The sequence below is a fragment of the Variovorax raffinosi genome (assembly GCF_051216615.1).
Classification (GTDB): domain Bacteria; phylum Pseudomonadota; class Gammaproteobacteria; order Burkholderiales; family Burkholderiaceae_C; genus Variovorax.
This window is the reverse complement of record NZ_JBPJZR010000007.1, coordinates 83,238-104,006: the sequence shown is the minus strand read 5'-3', so window position 1 is coordinate 104,006 and position 20,769 is coordinate 83,238. Positions and strand designations below refer to the sequence as shown.

At 65.8% G+C, this 20,769-nt stretch carries 23 protein-coding genes; 19 read left to right on the top strand and 4 right to left on the bottom strand.

Features of this window, described 5'->3' with window-relative positions:
• Positions 1–105: 105 nt before the first annotated feature.
• The 10 genes from ACSFB7_RS21110 (at position 106) to ACSFB7_RS21065 (ending at position 10,403) form a co-directional block, all read left to right on the top strand.
• On the top strand, positions 106–1,068 hold the full coding sequence (locus ACSFB7_RS21110) for a LysR family transcriptional regulator (RefSeq protein WP_435473614.1): 963 nt from the start codon (positions 106–108) through the stop codon (positions 1,066–1,068).
• A 125-nt stretch (positions 1,069–1,193) separates the two neighbouring features.
• A complete protein-coding gene (locus ACSFB7_RS21105; protein WP_435473612.1) occupies positions 1,194–1,718 on the top strand; it encodes a cupin domain-containing protein in 525 nt (174 codons plus the stop codon).
• A 38-nt stretch (positions 1,719–1,756) separates the two neighbouring features.
• Positions 1,757–2,764 carry a hydroxyquinol 1,2-dioxygenase gene (locus ACSFB7_RS21100; RefSeq protein WP_435473610.1) on the top strand — a complete coding sequence of 336 codons (1,008 nt, stop codon included), beginning with the start codon at positions 1,757–1,759 and terminating at the stop codon, positions 2,762–2,764.
• Between the two features lie 131 nt (positions 2,765–2,895).
• Positions 2,896–4,359: an aldehyde dehydrogenase family protein gene (locus ACSFB7_RS21095; RefSeq protein ID WP_435474121.1), complete on the top strand. Its 1,464-nt coding sequence runs from the start codon at positions 2,896–2,898 to the stop codon at positions 4,357–4,359.
• A 44-nt stretch (positions 4,360–4,403) separates the two neighbouring features.
• Positions 4,404–5,657, top strand: a complete 1,254-nt coding sequence (locus ACSFB7_RS21090; RefSeq protein WP_435473608.1) for an ABC transporter substrate-binding protein — start codon at positions 4,404–4,406, stop codon at positions 5,655–5,657.
• Position 5,658: 1 nt separating this feature from the next.
• Positions 5,659–6,378 carry an ABC transporter ATP-binding protein gene (locus tag ACSFB7_RS21085; protein ID WP_435473606.1) on the top strand — a complete coding sequence of 240 codons (720 nt, stop codon included), beginning with the start codon at positions 5,659–5,661 and terminating at the stop codon, positions 6,376–6,378.
• Between the two features lie 163 nt (positions 6,379–6,541).
• The gene (locus ACSFB7_RS21080; RefSeq protein ID WP_435474119.1) at positions 6,542–7,264 is read left to right on the top strand and encodes an ABC transporter ATP-binding protein; all 723 of its coding nucleotides are present in this window, start codon (positions 6,542–6,544) and stop codon (positions 7,262–7,264) included.
• Positions 7,257–8,135, top strand: a complete 879-nt coding sequence (locus tag ACSFB7_RS21075; RefSeq protein ID WP_435473604.1) for a branched-chain amino acid ABC transporter permease — start codon at positions 7,257–7,259, stop codon at positions 8,133–8,135. Before ACSFB7_RS21080 ends, ACSFB7_RS21075 begins: the two co-directional genes overlap by 8 nt.
• Positions 8,136–8,143: 8 nt before the next feature.
• On the top strand, positions 8,144–9,175 hold the full coding sequence (locus tag ACSFB7_RS21070; RefSeq protein WP_435473602.1) for a branched-chain amino acid ABC transporter permease: 1,032 nt from the start codon (positions 8,144–8,146) through the stop codon (positions 9,173–9,175).
• A gap of 226 nt (positions 9,176–9,401) precedes the next feature.
• Positions 9,402–10,403: a Bug family tripartite tricarboxylate transporter substrate binding protein gene (locus tag ACSFB7_RS21065; protein WP_435473600.1), complete on the top strand. Its 1,002-nt coding sequence runs from the start codon at positions 9,402–9,404 to the stop codon at positions 10,401–10,403.
• 87 nt (positions 10,404–10,490) lie between these two features.
• Here ACSFB7_RS21065 and ACSFB7_RS21060 read toward each other — a convergent pair whose 3' ends face one another.
• On the bottom strand, positions 10,491–11,285 hold the full coding sequence (locus ACSFB7_RS21060) for an IclR family transcriptional regulator domain-containing protein (protein WP_435473598.1): 795 nt from the start codon (positions 11,283–11,285) through the stop codon (positions 10,491–10,493).
• A gap of 100 nt (positions 11,286–11,385) precedes the next feature.
• Here ACSFB7_RS21060 and ACSFB7_RS21055 point away from each other — a divergent pair, with 100 nt between their 5' ends.
• The 4 genes from ACSFB7_RS21055 (at position 11,386) to ACSFB7_RS21040 (ending at position 15,084) form a co-directional block, all read left to right on the top strand.
• Entirely contained in the window at positions 11,386–12,087 is a 702-nt protein-coding gene (locus ACSFB7_RS21055; RefSeq protein WP_435473597.1) for a 3-oxoacid CoA-transferase subunit A, read from the top strand.
• Positions 12,084–12,731 carry a 3-oxoacid CoA-transferase subunit B gene (locus tag ACSFB7_RS21050; RefSeq protein WP_435473595.1) on the top strand — a complete coding sequence of 216 codons (648 nt, stop codon included), beginning with the start codon at positions 12,084–12,086 and terminating at the stop codon, positions 12,729–12,731. The genes ACSFB7_RS21055 and ACSFB7_RS21050 overlap by 4 nt, the downstream gene beginning before the upstream one ends.
• 31 nt (positions 12,732–12,762) lie before the next feature.
• Positions 12,763–13,968, top strand: coding sequence for a 3-oxoadipyl-CoA thiolase (pcaF, locus tag ACSFB7_RS21045; RefSeq protein WP_435473593.1), 1,206 nt, complete (start codon positions 12,763–12,765; stop codon positions 13,966–13,968).
• A gap of 117 nt (positions 13,969–14,085) precedes the next feature.
• The gene (locus tag ACSFB7_RS21040) at positions 14,086–15,084 is read left to right on the top strand and encodes a Bug family tripartite tricarboxylate transporter substrate binding protein (RefSeq protein WP_435473591.1); all 999 of its coding nucleotides are present in this window, start codon (positions 14,086–14,088) and stop codon (positions 15,082–15,084) included.
• Between the two features lie 48 nt (positions 15,085–15,132).
• Here ACSFB7_RS21040 and ACSFB7_RS21035 read toward each other — a convergent pair whose 3' ends face one another.
• Entirely contained in the window at positions 15,133–15,558 is a 426-nt protein-coding gene (locus tag ACSFB7_RS21035) for a ribbon-helix-helix domain-containing protein (RefSeq protein WP_435473589.1), read from the bottom strand.
• A gap of 72 nt (positions 15,559–15,630) precedes the next feature.
• Positions 15,631–16,209 (bottom strand): DJ-1/PfpI family protein, encoded by a 579-nt coding sequence (locus ACSFB7_RS21030; RefSeq protein ID WP_093246755.1) that lies wholly within the window; start codon positions 16,207–16,209, stop codon positions 15,631–15,633.
• Between the two features lie 157 nt (positions 16,210–16,366).
• Here ACSFB7_RS21030 and ACSFB7_RS21025 point away from each other — a divergent pair, with 157 nt between their 5' ends.
• The gene (locus ACSFB7_RS21025) at positions 16,367–16,999 is read left to right on the top strand and encodes a hypothetical protein (RefSeq protein ID WP_435473587.1); all 633 of its coding nucleotides are present in this window, start codon (positions 16,367–16,369) and stop codon (positions 16,997–16,999) included.
• Here ACSFB7_RS21025 and ACSFB7_RS21020 read toward each other — a convergent pair whose 3' ends face one another.
• Complete coding sequence (locus tag ACSFB7_RS21020) at positions 17,000–17,620, bottom strand: FMN-dependent NADH-azoreductase (protein WP_435473585.1); 621 nt, start codon at positions 17,618–17,620, stop codon at positions 17,000–17,002.
• A 130-nt stretch (positions 17,621–17,750) separates the two neighbouring features.
• Here ACSFB7_RS21020 and pdxR point away from each other — a divergent pair, with 130 nt between their 5' ends.
• The 4 genes from pdxR to ACSFB7_RS21000 all read left to right on the top strand — a co-directional run bounded on the left by pdxR (position 17,751) and on the right by ACSFB7_RS21000 (position 20,732).
• Positions 17,751–19,172, top strand: a complete 1,422-nt coding sequence (pdxR, locus tag ACSFB7_RS21015; protein ID WP_435473583.1) for a MocR-like pyridoxine biosynthesis transcription factor PdxR — start codon at positions 17,751–17,753, stop codon at positions 19,170–19,172.
• 140 nt (positions 19,173–19,312) lie between these two features.
• A complete protein-coding gene (locus ACSFB7_RS21010; protein WP_435473581.1) occupies positions 19,313–19,786 on the top strand; it encodes a carboxymuconolactone decarboxylase family protein in 474 nt (157 codons plus the stop codon).
• Between the two features lie 22 nt (positions 19,787–19,808).
• Positions 19,809–20,129 (top strand): DMT family transporter, encoded by a 321-nt coding sequence (locus ACSFB7_RS21005; RefSeq protein WP_435473579.1) that lies wholly within the window; start codon positions 19,809–19,811, stop codon positions 20,127–20,129.
• 177 nt (positions 20,130–20,306) lie between these two features.
• The gene (locus tag ACSFB7_RS21000) at positions 20,307–20,732 is read left to right on the top strand and encodes a hypothetical protein (RefSeq protein WP_435473577.1); all 426 of its coding nucleotides are present in this window, start codon (positions 20,307–20,309) and stop codon (positions 20,730–20,732) included.
• Positions 20,733–20,769: the final 37 nt, after the last annotated feature.

The window sequence follows — 20,769 nt, the reverse complement described above, 5'->3', positions numbered from 1 at the left end:
TCTTTCGTCTTGCCCGCAACGCAGGGGCCCCGAGCTTTCCCGCATCGGGGGCGGGACGGCCGTTTGCGGGGCGCGCAAAACAGGCCCGCGCAGTACAGTGCCGCCGTGGACCGCCTCCAGAGCATTGAAACTTTCGTTCGCGTCGCGCAGACCCAGAGCTTCGCGGAGGCGGCGCGCCAGTTGCGCGTGGCCAATTCGGTGGTGACCACGCGCGTCAAGCAGCTCGAAGAATTCCTGGGCGCACCGCTGTTCCACCGCAGCACGCGGGTGGTGCGGCTCAGCGACATGGGGCAGGCCTTCCTGCGCGACTGCACCGAGCTGGTCGTGCGCGCCGATGCCATCGTCGACCAGATGCGCGACGCGCGCGGCACGCCCTCGGGCACGCTGCGCGTGCATGCGCTGACCGGCATGGTGCTGGGCCGTTTTGCCTCGCTGCTGCGCGAGTTCCAGACCACCTACCCCGACATTCACCTCGAACTGATCGTGAGCGATGCGGTGGCCGATCCGGTCAAGGCGGGTGTCGATTGCGCGCTGCAGATCTTCCCCGCCGCGTCGCAGGAGCTGGTGTCGCGGCCGCTGTTCCCGGTGCGCAGGGTACTCTGCGCCACGCCGGCCTACCTCGAAGAGCACGGCGCGCCGGCCACGCCGCGCGAGCTGCATCGCCACAAGCTGGGCCTGTATTCGGGCTACCCCACGCGCGACCGCTGGACCTTTCATCACAAGGGCGAGCAGACCACCATCTACCTGGCAGCCGCGCTGCTGACCAACAGCGTGCACCTGCTGCGCGAATACGCGCTGGAGCATGCCGGCATCGTCTGCCTGCCGACGCTGGTGGCGGGCGATGCGATTGCGCGCGGCGAGCTGCGCGTGGTGCTGGCCGAGCACCAGCTCTCGTCGTTCTCGCTGAGCGCGGTGTATGCGGGCACCTCGCGCAATGCGCTCAAGCTGCGGCTGTTCATCGAGCACATCGCCACGCGCTTCACCCGCGTGCCGCCCTGGGACGCCACGCTGATCGAGCGCGGAATGATCCCGGCGGAGCTGATCGAGTACAGCCGCTCCAGCGGATAGAGCCACAAGAGAAAGCGGGTAAACCCGGCCGATTGTTCGGAGTCTCCGAATAATCCTCTTCCAATCTGGTCCCTACCGGCGGCGGCCGTTGACTCCTAGAGTTCGCTCATCCAAGGAGACAAGCCATGACAGCCACCACTTCGACGACCGCCTACCAGACCCGCTTCGGTTCGCTCAAGCATTTCGAGAAAGGCCACGTCGAGCCGATCGACGACGACGTTCGCCACTACGCGTTTTCCAACTGCTTCGAGATCGCGAGCATCAGCCAGCCATACGAGAAGGTCGTGTTCGGCCAGAACCAGATCTACGTGCTGGAGACGCTTCGCGCCGAAGGCACCTCGCCCTGGTTCACCTGCGCGCATGACGAGTTCGCGCTGGTGATGGACGGCGATGTCGAGGTGCACCTCGTGCAGCTCGACGCCGCGCAGACCGTCGCCGACAAGGAAAAGAACGGCGCCGTGTTCGTGAAGGGTGAACCCCAGGGCAAGAAGATGGGCTGGATGAAGCTCTCGCGCGGCCACCAGGGCCTGCTGCCCAAGAACACCGCCTACCAGTTCCGCAGCGCCGGCGAGCCGGGCGTGATCGTCCTGCAGAGCTGCAAGGGCGACCTGTCCGTCGAAAAGTGGGCCGACATCTGCCAGTCCCATTGATTGCACTGGTTGCATCGAACACCCAGGAGCCACACACCATGAACGCACCCGCAGAACTCGCCAAGGTGATCGCATCGCAGCCCGACGCCACGCTCGGCTACAAGAATTTTTCGCTCGGCAGCTTCAGCTTTCGCCGCGACGAATACTTCGTGCACATCGGCTGGAAGACCCGCGACGGCCGCCCGATGAGCCACACCATGGACGCCGGCAGCTACCTGCGCGCACTGATGCGCGACGTGGCCTGGGGCTTCTTCTATGGCTGGGTCAACTTCGACGACGTGTTCGGCACCGTCAACCACTACGAGTCGGTCGACCTCTATGCCGGCAGCTTCAACGGCACGATGAAGGCCGCGGACATCGACCTGCTGGAGAACTTCCCCACCGCGCAGATCCGCGCCACCTTCGAAGCCATGCTCGACGACTGGACCAACGAGGCCTTCGACCCCTTCGCCGCGCCGCAGGAAACCGGCTCGGCCTACGGCCGCAAGAAGGGCAACAACACCGCCAAGATCACGAGGGCGCGCGAGTTGGCCAAGCGCTGCGTGGGCCTGAAGGGTGACCTGGATTTGCGCAGCGACGAGCGCGGCGCGCCCGTCAACCGCGCCTTTGCCGACGTGTCGCAGGCGCAGCCCGAGTTGCACCCCGAGCCCGGTTTCGAGAACGAGGTGCACGCCTTCAATCTCTTCGGCTTCCTGAGCCGCTCTCAGGTGACGTGGAACCCGAGCTTCACCTCGGTGGTGAAGCACAGCTACATGTGTCCGACGACCGAAGAACACATCCTGCCGATCATTCACGGCAACGACCGGGTCGAATGGTTCTTCCAGATGACCGACGAGATCCACTGGGACTGCGGCGACAAGAACACGGGCAAGCCGATGGCGCGCGTGATCATGAAGGCCGGCGACATGGCCGCCATGCCCGCCTATTGCCGGCACCAGGGCTTCAGCCCGAAGCGCTCGATGCTGCTGGTGTGGGAGAACGGATCGCCGAGCCTGGTCTACGAGATCCAGAAGGGCGAGTCGCCCGAGATCCCCGTGCAGTTCTGAACTGACTTTCTCCCTCCCCTTCCGGGGGAGGGCCGGGGTGGGGGCTCTCCGAGCCCGCGCCCTCTTTGAAGAAGCCCCCACCCCAACCCTCCCCCAGCGGGAGAGGGAGAGGAACGACCATGTCACTGTCCATCCGCCACCAACTCTTCATCGACGGCCGCTTCGTCGACGCCGAATCCGGCGAGACCCTCGCCACGCTCAACCCGCACGACAACACGCCCATCGCCCGTGTCGCGCTCGCAGGCAAGGCCGACGTCGACAAGGCCGTCGCCGCGGCCAAGCGCGCGTTTCCGAAATGGAGCCGCATGGCCGCCGCCGACCGTGGCCGCATCCTGCTCAAGCTCGCCGATTTGATCGAAGCCAACGGCGAAGAACTCGCACGCCTCGAATCGCTCGACACCGGCCACCCCATCCGCGATTCGCGACGGCTCGACGTGCCGCGCACGGCCGCGTGCTTTCGCTACTTCGGCGGCATGGCCGACAAGTTCCAGGGCGAGACCATTCCGGTCGAAGAGGGCTTTCTCAACTACACGCTGCGCGAGCCCGTCGGCATCGTCGGCCAGGTCGTGCCGTGGAACTTCCCATTGATGTTCACGAGCTGGAAGATGGCGCCTGCGCTCGCGGCCGGCAACTGCATCGTGATGAAGCCGGCCGAGATCACGCCACTGTCGTCGCTGCGCATCGCCGAGTTGATGGCCGAGGCGGGCCTGCCGCCCGGCGTGGTCAACATGCTGCCGGGGCTGGGCAGCGTCGCGGGCCAGTACATCGCCGAGCATCCGGAGATCGCGAAGATCGCTTTCACCGGCAGCACGGCCACGGGCCGGCGCATCGTGCAGGCCAGCGCGGGCAATCTGAAGAAGGTGCAGCTCGAACTCGGCGGCAAGGGGCCGAACATCGTCTTCGAAGACGCGAACCTGCAGGCTGCCGTCAATGGCAGCGCGTGGGCCATCTTTCACAACCAGGGGCAGGCCTGCATTGCGGGCTCGCGGTTGATGCTGCACGAGAAGATCGCCGATGCGTTCCTTGAGCAGTTCATCCCGCTCGCGAAGTCGATCCGTCTTGGCAATCCACTTGATGAGAACACCGAGATGGGCCCGCTCACCAGCGCGCAGCATCGCGAACGTGTGCTGAGTTATGTCGAGGTCGCGCAAGGCGAAGGCGGCGAGCTGCTGGTTGGCGGCAAGTCGCCCGGCGGCGATCTCGCAAAGGGTTGCTACGTGGAGCCCACCGTGATGCGCGCCAAGTCGTACAAGGACCGCGTCGCGCAGGAAGAAGTCTTCGGCCCCTTCGTCACCGTGCTCACTTTCAAGAACGACGAAGAGGCCATGCAGATCGCCAACGGCACCGACTACGGCCTGGGCAGCGGCCTGTGGACCAACAACCTGCAGCGTGCTCACAAGGTGGCGCGCGACCTGCACGCCGGCATGGTCTGGATCAACAGCTACAAGCGCGTGAACCCCGGCTCGCCCTTCGGGGGAGTGGGCCAGAGCGGCTACGGCCGCGAGATGGGTTTCGACGCGATGCGCGAATACACGCAGGTGAAAAGCGTGTGGGTGAACGTCGACGCGCAGATACCGCCGCACTTCGCGCGTTGACCCCGGCCACTGCGGCAAAGCAAACATAAAAGACGGAGACAACCATGACATTCAATCGCAGACAGTTCACGCAGGTCACCGCCGCACTCGTGGCCTCGGGCGCGGCACCGCTGGTGTTCGCGGCCGACACGCTCAAGATCGGTTATGTCTCGCCGCAGACCGGTCCGCTCGCGCCCTTCGGCGAGGCAGACAAATGGGTCATCGAGCAGATGAAGGCGGCCTTCAAGGACGGCATCAGCGTCGGCGGAAAAAAGTACGCGGTGCAGATCGTGCTGAAGGACAGCCAGTCGAACCCCAACCGCGCGGGCGAGGTGGCGAACGACCTGATCCTGAAGGAAAAGGTGGCGCTGGTGCTCACAGCCGGAACGCCCGAAACTGCCAACCCCGTGAGCGATGCGTGCGAACTCAACGAAGTGCCCTGCATCTCCAGCGTGGTGCCGTGGCAGCCGTGGTTCTTCGGCCGCAAGGGCGATCCGGCGAAAGGCTTCAACTGGACCTACCACCTGTTCTGGGGCCTCGAAGACGTCATTGCCAACTACACCAACGGCTGGAAGACCCTTGCCACCAACAAGAAGGTCGGCGGCCTGTTCCCGAACGACGGCGACGGCAACGCGTGGGGCGACAAGGAACTGGGCTTTCCCAAGCCGCTCGCGCAGATGGGCTTCACGCTCACCGACCCCGGACGCTTCCAGAACGGCACGCAGGACTTCAGCGCGCAGATCGCGGCCTTCAAGAGCGCGGGCGTGGAGATCGTCACCGGCGTGGTGATTCCGCCCGACGCCAAGACCTTTCTCACGCAGGCGCGGCAACAGGGCTTCAAGCCGAAGGTCATCACGCTGGGCAAGGCGCTGTTGTTCCCCGGCGCGATCGAGGCGCTGGGCGACTTGGGCGATGGCCTGTCGACCGAGGTGTGGTGGAGCCCGTCGCATCCGTTCACGTCGAGCCTGACGCAGCAGAGTGCGAAGGCATTGGCCGATGCCTACGAAGCCGGTGCAAAGAAGCAGTGGACGCAACCCATCGGCTTTGCGCATGCGCTGTTCGAAGTGGCGGCCAATGCACTGTCGCGTTCCAAGTCGCTGAAGGCGGGCGACGTGCGCGACGCGGTGGCATCGACCTCGATCAACTCGGTGGTCGGCCCGGTGAAGTGGGGCGGCCAGGGCCCGTTCAAGAACGTCAGCAAGACGCCGCTGGTGCTGGGCCAATGGGGCAAGGGCAAGAAGTACAAGGTCGAGCTGACCATCGTGAACAACGAGGCGGCGAAGAACATTCCGACCGGCGGCACGCTGCGGCTGCTCTGACATGGCGCTGCTGGCACTGCATGCCGTGAGCAAGTCCTACGGCGCGCTCAAGGTCACCGACGACATTTCGCTGTCGGTGGCCGAGGGCGAGACGCTGGGCATCCTCGGGCCGAATGGCGCGGGGAAGACCACGCTGTTCAATTTGATCTCGGGGGATGTGCGGGTGGATGCGGGCCGCGTGGAGTACGCGGGCCGCGACGTGACGCGGCTGCGCCCGCACCAGCGCTGCCACGCGGGCATCGGTCGAAGCTACCAGGTGCCGCAGCCCTTCGGCAACATGAGCGTGTTCGAGAACCTCGTGACCGCTGCCTGCTTCGGCGGCCAGCAGACCGAGCGCGAGGCGTGGCAGACCGCGCATGAGGTGCTGGCGCAGACGGGGCTGATGCCGCATGCCAACAAACCGGCCGGTGGACTCACGCTGCTCGACCGCAAGCGGCTCGAACTGGCGCGTGCGTTGGCGACGAAGCCGCAACTGCTGCTGCTCGATGAGATCGCCGGCGGGCTGACGGAGCCAGAGGCCGCGGTGCTGGTGGGTGAACTCAAGCGCATCAAGGCGCGTGGCATGACGATGATCTGGATCGAGCATGTGGTGCACGCGCTGCTGTCGCTGGCGGACCGGTTGTTTGTCATCAACTTCGGGCAGAAGCTGGCGGAAGGGGAGCCGCGGGTGGTGATGAATGATGTGGAGGTGCGGCGGGTTTATATGGGGATGGAGGCATGAACGCCGGATATCGCATTCGGATTTGTCCCCTCTCCCGCTTGCGGGAGAGGGCTAGGGTGAGGGCTGCGGCGCTCGAGTCTTCATGTGCCTTGCCATCGCCGCTGGCCCTCACCCCAACCCTCTCCCCAAGGGGAGAGGGAGCAAGAAGGGAGGGGCCGTGCAGATGAACTCGCCGTTGCTCACCACCCAAGGCCTCAAAGCCTTCTACGGCGACGCCCAGGCCCTCTTCGGCGTTGACTTCTCCCTCACCCAAGGCGAACTCGTCGCCATCATCGGTGCCAATGGCGCCGGCAAGTCCACCTTCCTCAAGAGCCTCACCGGACTGGTCCGCGCCCCACGCGAAGCGATCCACTTCAAGGGCGTACCCATCGGCGGCCTCCCACCCGGCGAGATCGTCCGCCGCGGCCTCGCCATGGTCCCCGAAGGCCGGCGCCTCTTCCCCAGCCTCAGCGTCGAGGAGAACCTGCTGATGGGCGCCACCGCCGGCCGCAAGGGCCCGTGGAACCTGCAGCGCCTGTACACGCTGTTCCCCATCCTTGCCGAGAAGCGCCAGCAGCCCGGCACCTCGCTCTCGGGCGGCCAGCAGCAGATGGTGGCACTGGGCCGTGCGCTCATGAGCAACCCCGAGCTGCTGCTGTGCGACGAACTCTCGCTGGGCCTGGCGCCCATCGTCATCCGCGAGATCTATGCCGCCATGCCCACCATCACCGGCGAGGGCATGACCGTCGTCATCGTCGAGCAGGACGTGACGATGGCGCGCCAGGTGTCGCAGCGCATCTACTGTTTGCAGGAAGGCCGCGTGTCGCTCGAAGGAAAGTCCGCCGACCTCACGCGCGAACAGATCTCGCAGGCCTATTTCGGCATCGGAGAGGCCACCCATGCTTGAGACGATCGTTCAAGGCGTGCTGCTCGGCGGCCTCTACACGCTGTTCGCGCTGGGCCAGTCGCTGATGTTCGGCGTGATGCGGCTCACCAACACGGCGCAGGGCGACTTCATCATCCTCGGCGCGTTCGCGGTCATCGCGGGCGTGTCGGTGTCCGGTGGCGATGCCGCCGCGCCCTGGCTGGTGGCGGTGATCGCGCTCGCTGTTCTGCCGGTGGCTTTTGCCTTCGGCTATGCGCTGCAACGCTACGTGCTCAACGGCACGCTGGGCAAAGACCCGCTGCCTTCGCTGGTCGTCACTTTCGGCCTGTCGATCGTCATCCAGAACCTGTTGCTCGAACTGTTCTCGGCCGATCCGCGTTCCATCGAAACCGGCGGACTCAACACGCAGGGCGTGGCGCTGGGTGATTCGCTCTCTCTCGGTGTGCTGCCGCTGATCGTGCTGGCCATCGCGGTCGCGGCGACCGGCGCGCTGCAATGGCTGTTCGCGCGCACGGCGCTGGGCCGCTCTTTCCGGGCCGTGTCGGACGACCGCGAGATCGCCGAGCTGATGGGCCTGAACGCGAAGAAGGTCTATGCCTTCGCCACCGCCATTGCCTTCGTGCTCATCGCCATCGCGGGCGCGCTGCAGGGCATGCGCACGACGGTGTCGCCTTCCGATGGCCCGCTGCTGCTGCTCTTCGCCTTCGAGGCCGTGATCATCGGCGGCATGGGCTCCTTCTGGGGCACGCTGGCCGGCGCGATGATCCTGGGCATCACGCAGCAGATCGGTTTCAGGCTCGACCCGGGTTGGGGCATCTGGGCCGGGCACATCGTGTTCCTGGTCGTGCTGGTGCTGCGGCCGCAGGGGCTTTTTCCCAAGACACGCGGATGAACAGAACCATGCCTTCCGAACCAGTTTTCTCCGTCGAGCGTGCAACCGCAGCGAGCCGCGCCGCGCTCGTCGTTGCCATCGCGCTCGTGCTGCTCGCGGCCAGCCTGCCGTTCTGGGGCGAGTCGAGCTGGATGCGCGAGTTCGTCGAGATCGCCTGCTACTTCATCTTCGCGATGATGTGGAACCTGCTCGCCGGCTACGGCGGCATGGTGAGCATCGGGCAGCAGGCCTTCTTCGGCTTCGGTGGCTACGTGATGCTGATGCTGGGCAACTTCGCGGGCATCAACCCCTTCGTGGCGATACCGCTGGGTGCGCTGGCCGCGGGGCTCGTTGCGATCCCGGTGTCCTTCGTTGCGTTCCGCCTCTCGGGTGGCTACTTCGCCATCGGCACCTGGGTCATCGCCGAAGTCTTTCGCCTGAGCTTCGCGAACGTGTCGGCGGTCGGTGGCGGCTCGGGCACCACGCTCACCGCGCTGCGCGGCATCGAGAAGGCCACGCGCGAAAGCACCACCTACTGGATGGCACTGGCCTGCGTGGTCGCGGCGATTGCGCTGGTCTACCTGTTCCTGCGCAGCAAGCGGGGCCTCGCGCTGCTGGCCATTCGCGACAACGAAGTGGCGGCCGAGTCGCAGGGCGTTCCGGTCGCGCGCATGAAGCTCGCGGTGTACGTGGTCGCGGCCTTCGGCGCGGGGCTGGCGGGCGCGCTGTACTTCGTGGGCAACCTGCGCATCAGCCCCGATGCGGCCTTCAGCGTCAACTGGACGGCGTTCGCGATCTTCATGGTGGTGATCGGCGGCATCGGCCGCATCGAAGGGCCGCTGGTGGGCGCGCTCATCTTCTGGGCTCTCAACAAGTTCCTGAGCGACTACGGCACGTGGTATCTGCTGGGTCTCGGGCTGCTCGCGATCCTGGTCACGCTGTTCTTCAAGCAGGGGCTGTGGGGCTATGCGCAGCAGCGATGGGGCTGGTCGCTGTTTCCGACGCAGCGCAAGCTGCTGCACGCACCGGCCGGGGCTGCTACGGCTTCTTCACGGGGTTGAGCCGCACGCGATCTTCGTGCGGTCCGTGGGGTGAAAAACGCGATCACCGGCGCGCTCTTTCCTCGGAAGGTGCGAGTGGCTGCACCGGATCGATGTGCCTTCGCGGCCCATGCCAAAGCCCTTGCGCTGTGGCCCTTCCGGCTTGCCTGATACAACCTCTTCCTGTAACGTTGTGTAAGCTATGGGTAAGCGATTTCCCTAGTTTCTTAATCTCCCTGGAGCCATCTTGACGATCACCAAACGCCGCTTGCTCGAAGGCGGCGCGGCAGCCGTTGCCGCCTCGCTGTTCGCAAAGGCCTCGTGGGCGCAGCGCACCGGTGGCGACGCCGCATGGCCGACCAAGCCCGTCCGCATCCTCGTGGGCTTTCCCGCCGGCGCATCGCCCGACCTCGCGGCCCGCGCCATCGCCGAGCCGCTGTCGAAGATCCTGCGCCAGCCGGTGACGGTCGAGAACAAGCCCGGCGCCAGCGGCAACCTCGTGGCCGACCAGGTCGCCAAGGCCACCGACGACCACACCATCGGCGCGCTGATCAACGGCAACCTCACGATTGCCAAGTTGCTCAACCCCGCCATTCCCTTCGACCCCGAGAAAGACTTCGCGCCGGTCGGCCTCATCGGCACCGCGCCGCTGGTGCTTGCGGTGGCGGGCAATGCCGAAGGCAAGACCGCCGCCGACCTGCTGCTGTGGGTGCGCAACCTCGGCAGCGGCGCGAAGTACGGCACACCGGGCGTGGGCACGGTGGGCCACCTGGGCATGGAACTCATCAAGAGCCGCGCGGCCATCACCGCGCAGCACAAGCCCTACACCGGCAATCCGCAGGTGATCGCGGGCCTGCTGGCCGGCGAGATCCAGCTGGCGCTGCTGCCGCCGGGGCTTGCCACGCCGCACATCAAGTCGGGCAAGCTCAAGGCCATCGGCGTGACCTCGCCCGAACGCAGCCCGCTGGCCGCGGAGTTGCCGACCATTCGCGATGCCGACGTGCGCGGCGCCGACCTGGAAATCTGGACCGCGTTGGCCGCGCCAGCGAGCATGAAGCCGGCCGCGGTGGCCAGGCTCAATGCCGCGCTGGTCGAGGTGATCAGTTCACCGGAAGTGGCCGAGGCGCTGCTGAAGACCGGCTGGCAGGCGCAACCGGGTTCGCCCGATGCGCTGGCCCGGCGCATGCGCGCCGACACGACGCGCCTGGGCGGCGTGATCATCATGAAGGGCATCCACTCGGAGGCCTGACGGTACGGGTTCCCTCTCCCTCCGGGAGAGGGCAGGGTGAGGGCGCGACGGCATCAACCGCTGCGCGACACACGCCTCCTTGCCGCCCTACAGCAAGCGTGACACCTGCCTGGCCGCATCGATCAGCGCCGGCAGCATCGTCTCCTGCATCACCTTCGCGCTCGTGCGATTGGCCTGCCCGCTGATGTTGAGCGCCGCCACCATGCGGCCCTGCGGATTCACGATGGGCGCGGCCACCGAGATCAGGCCTTCTTCGAGTTCCTGGTTCACCAGGCACCACTGCTGCTTGCGCGCCTGTGCCACCTTGGCCATCAACGCATCGACATCGGTCACCGTGTGCTTGGTCAGCGCCTCGCGCTCCGAGGCTTCGAGCCGCGCGCGCACTTCGTCGTCTTCCAGGTCGGCCAGCAGCAGCCGCCCGAGCGACGTGCAGTAGGCCGGCAGGCGCGAGCCCACGCCCAGGCTGATGCGCATGATCTTCTGCGTCGGCACGCGCAGCACATAGACGATGTCGGTCGCGTCGAGCACGGCCGCCGAGCACGACTCCTGCACCTCTTGCACCAGCGCTTCCATCACGGGCTCGGCGCGGTTCCATATCGGCATTGAGGAGAGGTACGCAAAGCCCAGATCGAGGATGCGCGGCGTGAGCGTGAAGAGCTTGCCGTCGGTCACCACATAGCCCAGCGTCTGCAGCGTGAGCAGGATGCGCCGCGCGCCCGCCCGCGTGAGCCCGCTGCCGGCCGCCACTTCGCTCAGCGTCTGGCGCGGCGCGTTCACGCTGAACGAGCGGATCACCTGCAGCCCGCGCGCAAAAGACTGCACGTAGCTGTCGCCGGGGGCGGGTGTGTCGGTGTTATCGGGCTTCGGGGTCTGGGTTGCCATGGTGAGCGATCCTCTCTAGAATTCATTATACGAACAAATGTTCTTTAGACGAACATTTCCGAAGTCGGTTGAATTCTCACTCATCCCGGAGACAAGCTTCATGATCAACAAGATCGCGCGCTCGGTCGCCGATGCCCTCGCAGGCATCCAAGACGGCGCCACGGTTCTCATCGGCGGTTTCGGCACCGCCGGCATTCCCGGCGAACTCATCGACGGCCTCGTCGAGCAGGGCGCCAAAGACCTCACCGTCGTCAACAACAACGCGGGCAACGGCGAGACCGGCCTTGCGGCGCTGCTCGCAGCCGGCCGCGTGCGCAAGATCATCTGCAGCTTTCCGCGCCAGGCCGACAGCCAGGTGTTCGACGGGCTCTACCGCAGCGGCAAGATCGAACTCGAACTCGTGCCCCAGGGCAACCTCGCCGAACGCATCCGCGCGGCAGGCGCGGGCATCGGTGCCTTCTTCTGTCCCACCGGCTACGGCACGCAGCTCGCGGGCAACCGCGAAACGCGCGAGATCGACGGCAAGCAGTACGTGCTGGAGTACCCCATCCACGGCGACGTGGCGCTGATCAAGGCCGAGCGCGGCGACCGCTGGGGCAACCTGGTCTACCGCAAGGCCGCGCGCAACTTCGGTCCGGTGATGGCCATGGCCTCGAAGAAGACCGTGGCCACCGTGCACGACATCGCCGAACTCGGCACCCTCGACCCCGAGACCATCGTGACCCCGGGCATCTTCGTGCACCAGGTGGTGCGTATCGAACGCGTGGCGACGCAAGCCGGCGGTTTCAAGAAGGCAGCATGACCATGGCATACACCCGTCGCACCAAGGACCAACTCGCAGCCCGCGTCGCGCAGGACATCTTCGACGGCGCCGTCGTCAACCTCGGCATCGGCCAGCCCACGCTCGTGGCCAACCATCTGCCGCAGGGCCGCGAGGTCATCCTGCAAAGCGAGAACGGCATCCTCGGCATGGGCCCTGCGCCAGAAGCCGGCGAAGAAGACTACGACCTCATCAATGCTGGCAAGCAGCCCGTCACGCTGCTGCCGGGCGGCGCGTTCTTCCACCACGCCGACAGCTTCGCGATGATGCGCGGCGGCCACCTCGACATCTGCGTGCTCGGCGCGTTCCAGGTGTCGGCCACCGGCGACCTTGCCAACTGGCACACCGGCGAGAAAGACGCCATTCCCGCAGTGGGAGGTGCGATGGACCTTGCCATCGGCGCGAAGCAGACCTGGGTGATGATGGATCTGCTGACCAAGCAGGGCGCCAGCAAGCTGGTGAAAGAGTGCACCTATCCGCTGACCGGCATCGGCTGCGTCAAGCGCGTGTACTCCGACCTCGCCACGCTCGAATGCACGCCGCAGGGCCTGAAGCTCGTCGACCTTGTCGAGGGCCTGAGCCGCGAAGAACTCGAGAAGCTGGTCGGCCTGCCGATCGCTGCCTGATCCCATTCAAGTAATCAGAGAGACAACTCACATGACCAACCACGCCTTCATCTGCGACGCCGTTCGCACCCCCTTCGGCCGCTACGGCGGCTCGCTCAGCAGCGTGCGCACCGACGACCTCGGCGCCGTGCCGCTGCGCGCGCTGATGGAACGCAACAAGAACGTCGACTGGCAAGCCGTGGGCGACGTGCTCTACGGCTGCGCCAACCAGGCCGGCGAAGACAACCGCAACGTCGCGCGCATGTCCGCGCTGCTGGCGGGCCTGCCGATCGAACTCGGCGGCGCCACCATCAACCGCCTGTGCGGCTCGGGCCTTGATGCCGTCGGCTCCGCAGCCCGCGCCATCCGCGCCGGTGAAGCGGGCCTGATGATCGCCGGCGGTGTCGAAAGCATGAGCCGCGCCCCCTTCGTCATGCCCAAGGCCGAAAGCGCCTTCAGCCGCAACAACGCGGTGTACGACACCACCATCGGCTGGCGCTTCGTCAACAAGCTCATGAAGGCGCAGTACGGCGTCGACTCAATGCCCGAGACTGCAGAGAACGTGGCCACCGACTACAAGATCGGCCGTGAAGCGCAAGATCTGATGGCGCTGAACTCGCAACTGCGCGCCGTGGCCTCGCAGAAGTCCGGCTTCTTCGACGCCGAGATCGTGCCCGTGAGCGTGCCGCAGAAAAAGGGCGACGCGGTCATCGTCAACAAGGACGAGCATCCGCGCGAAACCAGCATCGAATCGCTCGCCAAGCTCAAGGGCGTGGTGCGTCCCGACGGCACCGTCACCGCAGGCAATGCCAGCGGCGTGAACGACGGTGCCTGCGCGCTGCTGCTGGCCGACGAAGCCAGCGCCGCCAGGCATGGCCTCACGCCGCGCGCCCGCGTGGTCGGCATGGCCACCGCCGGTGTGGCGCCGCGCATCATGGGCATCGGCCCGGCGCCCGCCACGCAGAAGGTGCTGGCGCTCACGGGCCTCACCATCGACCAGATCGACGTCATCGAACTCAACGAAGCCTTCGCGGCGCAAGGCCTTGCCGTGCTGCGCCTGCTGGGCCTGCAGGACGACGATGTACGCGTGAACATCAACGGCGGCGCCATCGCACTGGGCCACCCGCTCGGCGCCAGCGGCGCCCGCCTTGCCACCACCGCCGTCAACCAGCTCCACAAGGGCGGCGGCCGCTATGCGCTGTGCACCATGTGCATCGGCGTGGGGCAGGGCATTGCCGTGATTCTCGAACGCGTCTGACGCCACAGCACGAATACACAACAACAAGAAGCCAGCAAGCAAGCCATCGGAAGCCGCGCACACAGCGGCCCGATGGCTTTTTTTTAACCAAGAGGATTGAAAGAAGAGGATCAGAGAATGAAGCACACGAACACAACGCGCCGCAGCGTCGGCCTGGCCGCGCTGGCGCTTGCCGCCGCTGCACTGGTGCCCGCCACCGCATCGGCACAACAAGCCTTCCCCACCAAGCCCGTGCGCATCATCACGCCGTTCCCGGTGGGTGGCGGCCCCGATGGCGTGGCCCGCCTCGTGGCCGACAAGCTCTCGCGCGCCTGGGGCCAGCCCGTGGTGGTCGAGAACCGCCCGGGTGGCAATGGCTTCATCGCCATCGATGCCTTCAAGCGCGGCGCCAAGGATGGGCACGACATCATCGTGCTCGACAACGTGCACCTGGCCGCGTACCCCGCGCTGTTCAAGAAGCTGCCCTACGACACCGGCAAGGACTTCGACGCGCTGCTGCCGCTCTTCAAGACCTACTTCTTCTTCACCGTCTCCACCAACAGCAAGTACAAGACCATCGGCGACCTGATCGCCGACGCCAAGGCCAACCCCGGCAAGCTCGACTACGGCTCATGGTCCGTCGGCAACCCGGTGCACCTGGGCTCGGAGCTGTTCGAGTCGGCCACCGGCACGCAGATGGAGCACATCGTCTACAAGGAAACCACGCAGCTCTACACCTCGGTCGCGACCGGCGAACTGGCCTTTGCACTGGGCTCCAGCGCCACCGCCGGCCCGCTGCAGCGCGCGAACAAGCTGCGCTTTCTGGCCGCCGCGGCACCGCATCGCGTGGCCGCATTCCCTGACGTGCCGACCGTCAGCGAATCGGGTGGCCCGAAGGGCTTCGAGGTGATCGGCTGGAACGCCATCGCCGTGCCGAAGGGCCTGCCCGCGTCGGTCACGGAGAAGATCAAGCGCGACATCGAGAAGGGCCTGGCGGAACCCGACGTGCTGGAGAAGTTCAAGAGCTTCGGCTATGAGCCATTTCCGACGACTCGGCCGCAGTTCGATCAGTTCGTGGCGAGCGAGACGGCGCGGTTCACGGATGTGATTCGCAAAGCGAACGTTTCGCTGGACTGAGCGCGATCCGCTGCGGCAGGGCGCAAGGCCGTCGAGTTGAATCGGCCCTTATGCCTGCCGCTGCGCCGCGGTGCGGAACGGGCGCACGCTGTTCTTGCCGGACGGCAATTGCTGCTGCTGCGATCGCCCCCAGCCCTCGGGGAGTTCGTGCAACACCGCCTTTGCATCCAGCGAGCGAATGGCCACCGACGTATCGGCCGGAATCCGCCCCTGCGCCACCATCGCCTCGTAGCGCAAGGCGCAGACCCGCAGGAACGACGCGAAGTTGCCGACCTCGCCGCGCGCCGCGACAAGCTCGTCGTAAAGCCGCTCGATGAGCTGCACCACGACCATGCCGTCGCGTTGCGCGATTTCCTCCAACACCTGCCAGAACAGGTTTTCGAGCCGGATGCTGGTGACCACGCCGTGCAGCCGCACCGAGCGCGTGCGCGCGTCGTAGCTTTGCGGATCGGCACTGATGAAGACTTCGCACATGGGCGGCCTCCTTTCGGGGTGAGGTGGGCGACGCACGCACTGTAGCGCCGCCCGTCGAGCCGTGGGGCTCGGTCAGTGCTCGATGCGCGTGCCCAGCACCACGAGGAACTGCGCGAGCCACGCCGGGTGCGCAGGCCAGGCTGGCGCGGTGACGAGGTTGCGGTCGGTCACGGCCTGGTCGACCGGAATGCCCATGTACTCGGCACCCGCCAGCTCCACTTCGACCTGGCAGGCCGGGTAGGCGGAGACCTTGCGGCCCTTGAGCAGCCCCGTGGCCGCGAGAAGTTGCGCGCCGTGGCAGACCGCCGCCACCGGCTTGTCGGCCGAGAGAAAGTGCCGCGTGATCTCGACCACGCGGCTGTGCATGCGCAGGTATTCGGGCGCACGTCCACCGGGGATGACGAGCGCGTCGTAAGCCTCGGGGCGCACATCGGCGAAGTTGGCGTTCAGCGTGAAGCGGTGACCCGGCTTCTCGCTGTAGGTCTGTGCGCCTTCGAAGTCGTGGATGGCGGTGTGCACCCAGTCGCCGGCCTTCTTGTCGGGTGCCACCGCATGCACCGTGTGGCCCACGGCGAGCAGTGTTTGAAAGGGCACCATGGTTTCGTAGTCTTCGCCATAGTCGCCGCAGAGCATCAGAATCTTGCGAGCCATTTCGTTTGTCTCCTTCAGAATGAAGTTGGAAGCCGGTTCGTGCGTATGCGCCGACCGTCTTCGTATTATTCGAAGCACGGGTGCGCAGCGGGTAGCAGCCGGCTGTGACTTGCAACCCAGACACCGTCTCTTCTTTTTCAACCGGATTGCCAATGCCATGACCCTGGACGAGTACTTCGAGGAAATCGACGCTCCTCTTTTCGCGGAGCTTGGACTGCTGCCAAGGGAAGAAGCGACCGAATTGACGGAAAGCCTGAGCGGCCATCCGCTCGTCGAAACGCTGCAAGGCTTCGCGCTGGACGACCCCGATACCAGCGACCATCACCTGCTGCTGGGCAGGGCGCCGCTGGAAGGCTGCGTGCTCTTTCTGGCGCACGACGGCCAGAGCCGCGTGGTCTTCGATTCGCTGGACAGTTTTCTGCAGGCGGCACGGGAAGCCGGCGAGCAAGGGGACGAGTTGCGCGACCTTCATCCTGAAGGCTCGCCGGTTGCCAGTGATCAACGTGCCCTGAGCGCGCTGATCAACGACTTGCTGGATGACGGAACGCTCACCGATGTGGTGGTCGCGTTGATTCCGTCACTCGATCTGCTCGACCTCGCGCTGCTGGAGCGGCTGGCGAACGATGAGGACTTCTTTCTTGGAGAAGCGGTGGCTGTCGAGATCGCACGGCGGCCCACACAGGCGCTGGCGCTTATTGCACAAATGTGCGCCGCGCACCCTCACACGCAGGTGGCGCAAGCGGGCAAGCGTGCAACCGAGCGCGTGGCGCGCGTCCTTGACCAGCCCTGATCAACCTGAAGGGCAAGCCGAAGAAAAATAATTTTCGAGTGCCTGCTCCGTCGCGTGCCTGGCCTCGGCCACGGCCTCCGCGCCAAGGCCCGTGCCTTGAACGGAGAAGAACTTCAGGTCGTGCAGACCGATGGTGCCCAGGATGGTTGCCAGGTACGGCGTCAGAAAGTCCGGCTGCCGCGCGCGCTCCCCCGAATATCTTCCGCCAGAGGCCACTGCCACAAAGACCGGGCGGTCGTGCAGCGTGCCGACCTTGCCTTGCGCGCCCACGTTGAATGTCCGGCGGGCCCGCACGACGTGATCGATCCATGCCTTCAGTGCAGAGGGGATGCTCAGGTTGTGCATAGGGGTGCCGATGACCACGACATCGGCACTCTCCAGTTCCTGGATCAGTTCCTCGGACCGCGCGACGGAGCCCTCGCGACCGATTGACGCGGTGGACGAATGCTGGGCCAGCGCGTAGTTGGCATCGATGTGCGGCAGGCCGGCATTGCCAAGCGCTCGATGGGTCCGCGTCGCCGTTGGCTCGCCCCTCAGCAGCCATTCGATGATCTTCCGGGCGAGCCTGTCGCTCTCGGAGGCTTGCCCGCGAGGACTGCAACTGACATGCAGGATTTTCACGATCGGTCCATTTCCAGGTTCTGTTGAATGCCGTCGATCCTAGGATTTACATGGCTCATTCCACAGGGCCATGAAAAGAGATTGCGATTGAGCCATGATGGACGGAAGATGGCGCGAACCCGAGCCACCCATGACCATCAAGAAACCCAGCAACATCTCGCCGTTGGACCCCGCGTCGACCGAGCCCCTGTACCGGCAGATCTACGACCGGGTCCTGGGGGCCATCAGCAGCGGATTGCTGAAGCCGGGAGACCGCATTCCGTCGGCGCGTGCGCTGACCAAGGAAATGGGCCTGGCCAGAGGCACCATCGACACCGCCTATTCCCTGCTCGCCGCCGAGGGCTACATCCAGGCCCGGGGGCAGGCGGGCACGGTGGTCACGCCGGGACTCAAGCCGCGAATGCCCGTTGCAAATGCGGCGCCTGTACCCGAGGCTCGAAGCGCCGCACCCAGTTTTCGCCCGGACTCGATCCTTCCGTTCCAGATGGGCCTGCCTGCGCTGGATGTCTTTCCCCGAAAGATCTGGGCACGTCTGGGCGCGCGGTGCGTTCGCGCGATGCAGCCATCGGACATGACGCATCCCTCGGTGTATGGCCAGCAGATGCTGCGCTCCGAGATCGCGGCCTATCTCCAGGTGTCGCGCGGCATCAACTGCGCGCCTTCGCAGGTGTTCGTGACATCGGGCTACCGCCACAGCATCGAGCTGATTGCCCTTGCCTTGCTGAAGCCGGCAGACCGCGTGTGGGTCGAAGACCCGGGCTATCCGCCCACGCGCGAATTGCTGGCGCAGATGCAGATGGCGGCCGTTGCGGTGCCGGTCGATGGCGAGGGCATGGTCGTTGCCGAGGGCATCAGGTTGGCGCCGCGGGCGCGCGCGGCGGTGGTCACGCCCGCGCACCAGAGTCCGCTGTGCGTGTCCCTGTCGTTGCCCCGGCGCGTGGCGCTGCTGGACTGGGCCGCGCGAAACAACGCATGGATCATCGAGGACGACTACGACGGCGAGTACCGGTATGTGAGCCGTCCCTTGCCCGCGTTGAAGAGCCTGGACCGCGATGGGCGGGTGCTCTATGCGGGCACGTTCAGCAAGGTGCTTTTTCCGAGCCTTCGGCTGGCCTATCTCGTGGTGCCCGAAACGCAGGTCGAGCGCTTCGAGCAGGTCATCCAGACTTTTGCGGGAGGCAGCCCCGAACTCACGCAGTCGATCGTCACGGCGTTCATCACGCAGGGGCACTTCGCGCGCCATATCCAACGGATGCGCAAGCTCTATGCCGAACGCAGGGACGCGACGAAGGCCGGCCTGGAAAGCGTGCTGGGGCAACACATGCGCATCGACCCGCAGCCGGGCGGCATGCATCTGATCCTGCGCCTGAAGGGGCGACGTTCAGACCGGCTGCTGGTGGCACGCATGCGGGAAGAAGGCCTGTACGCGGAAGCATTGACGGACTGGACCACGGGCGGCCAAGGCGCCTCGGCATTGCTTGTCAATTTCACGAACGTCGATTCGCAGGCCACCGCCGAGAAGCTCGGAAAACGCATCTTGCGTCTGCTGTGACGGTGGCAGCGTCGGCCTGCCGCGCGTTGCAGGCGATAAAAATCATGGACTAGAACACAACACGGATCATGGCTCTTTCGATATGGACCAAGATCCAGCACGATGACGTCCTTGCCAACCAACACACACAAGGATTCATCATGAGCAATCGCATCGACTACACCAAGGCTTCGCCAGAGGTCTACAAGGCTTTCGGCGGCGTGTACGTCGCCCTCCAGAAGAGCGGCCTTCCCAAGGAACTGGTCGATCTGGTCTACCTGCGGGTCTCGCAGATCAACGGCTGCGCCTATTGCATCGACATGCACTCCCGCGACCTGCTCAAGTCGGGCCTGGCGGTAGACAAGCTGGTGCTGGTGCCGGTGTGGCACGACGCCGGCGAGGTGTTCAGCCGCCGCGAGCGCGCCGCGCTCGCCTGGGCCGAAACCGTCACCCGCGTGGCCGAGACGGGCGTTCCCGATGCGGACTACGAGGCCGCCGCCGCCGAGTTCAACGACAAGGAGCTTGCCGATCTCAGCTATGCGATCGGCCTGATGAATGCCTTCAACCGTTTCGGGATCGGCTTTCGCGTGAAGCCCGCCGCGGCCGTAGCTGCTGCTGCCGCCGCCAAGGCCTGAGAAGCAAGCGGATCTGTCACCCATGGCATGGACACTGCTGGGCATCGCGGGGCTTCTTGAAATTGCCTTTGCCTTTTTCATGAAATCGTCGGAAGGCTTCACGCGATGGATGCCCGCACTGGCGACGGTGGCCACCGGCTTGTCGAGCGTGGTTCTTCTTTCATTTGCACTGCGCACATTGCCGATGGGAACCGGCTACGCGGTCTGGACGGGCATCGGTGCGGCGGGCACGGCCGTTGTGGGCGTGGTGGTGCTGGGCGACTCCGCGGCACCCCTGCGGCTGCTTTGCATTGCGCTCATCCTGGCGGGCGTGATCGGGCTCAAGCTGGTGTCGGAGCACTGACTGAGGCGCGTGCCGGGGCCGCCCTACCAGAAGCGGATGCGGTGCGTTGATACATGCAGCGGCAGCCCAGTGCCGGCGAGGGACGTCACAGAACTGCCTTTTGAGACCACTAGTCTTGCTCAGGGTTTTCCCGTATCTCCGGGCCAGCCCCATCCAGACAACCTCAAAGACACAAACATGAAGACCTCCAAGCTCGCCCTCGCTGCCGCATTCGCCGTTCTGGCCGTGGCTTCCGCCCAAGCCCAGCAATCTGTCGGCCGCACGCGCGAAGCCGTCCAGGCCGAAGCCGTCGCCGCAGCCCACGCACCGAACCAGAACGTCACCCGCGGTTCGCGCGGTGCCGATCCGTTCACTTCCACCGCCGATCCCGAAGCCGTCTACAAGCAGGCCGTGGAAACGGCGCACGCGCCCAACCAGAACGTGACGCGCGGCTCGCGTGGTCCCGATCCGTTCACGTCCAGCCGCGATCCGGCACAGGTCTACCAGGAAGCCGTGGCCACCGCCGCTGCGCCCGACCAGAACGTGACCGGCGGCTCGCGCGTGAACAGCAAGGTGATCTCGACGATGCAGAACCCGGCGCTGACGGCCGCTCAAGGCAAGTAAGTCAACACCGGGGGCGTGTCGTCGCCCCGGGCCGGGG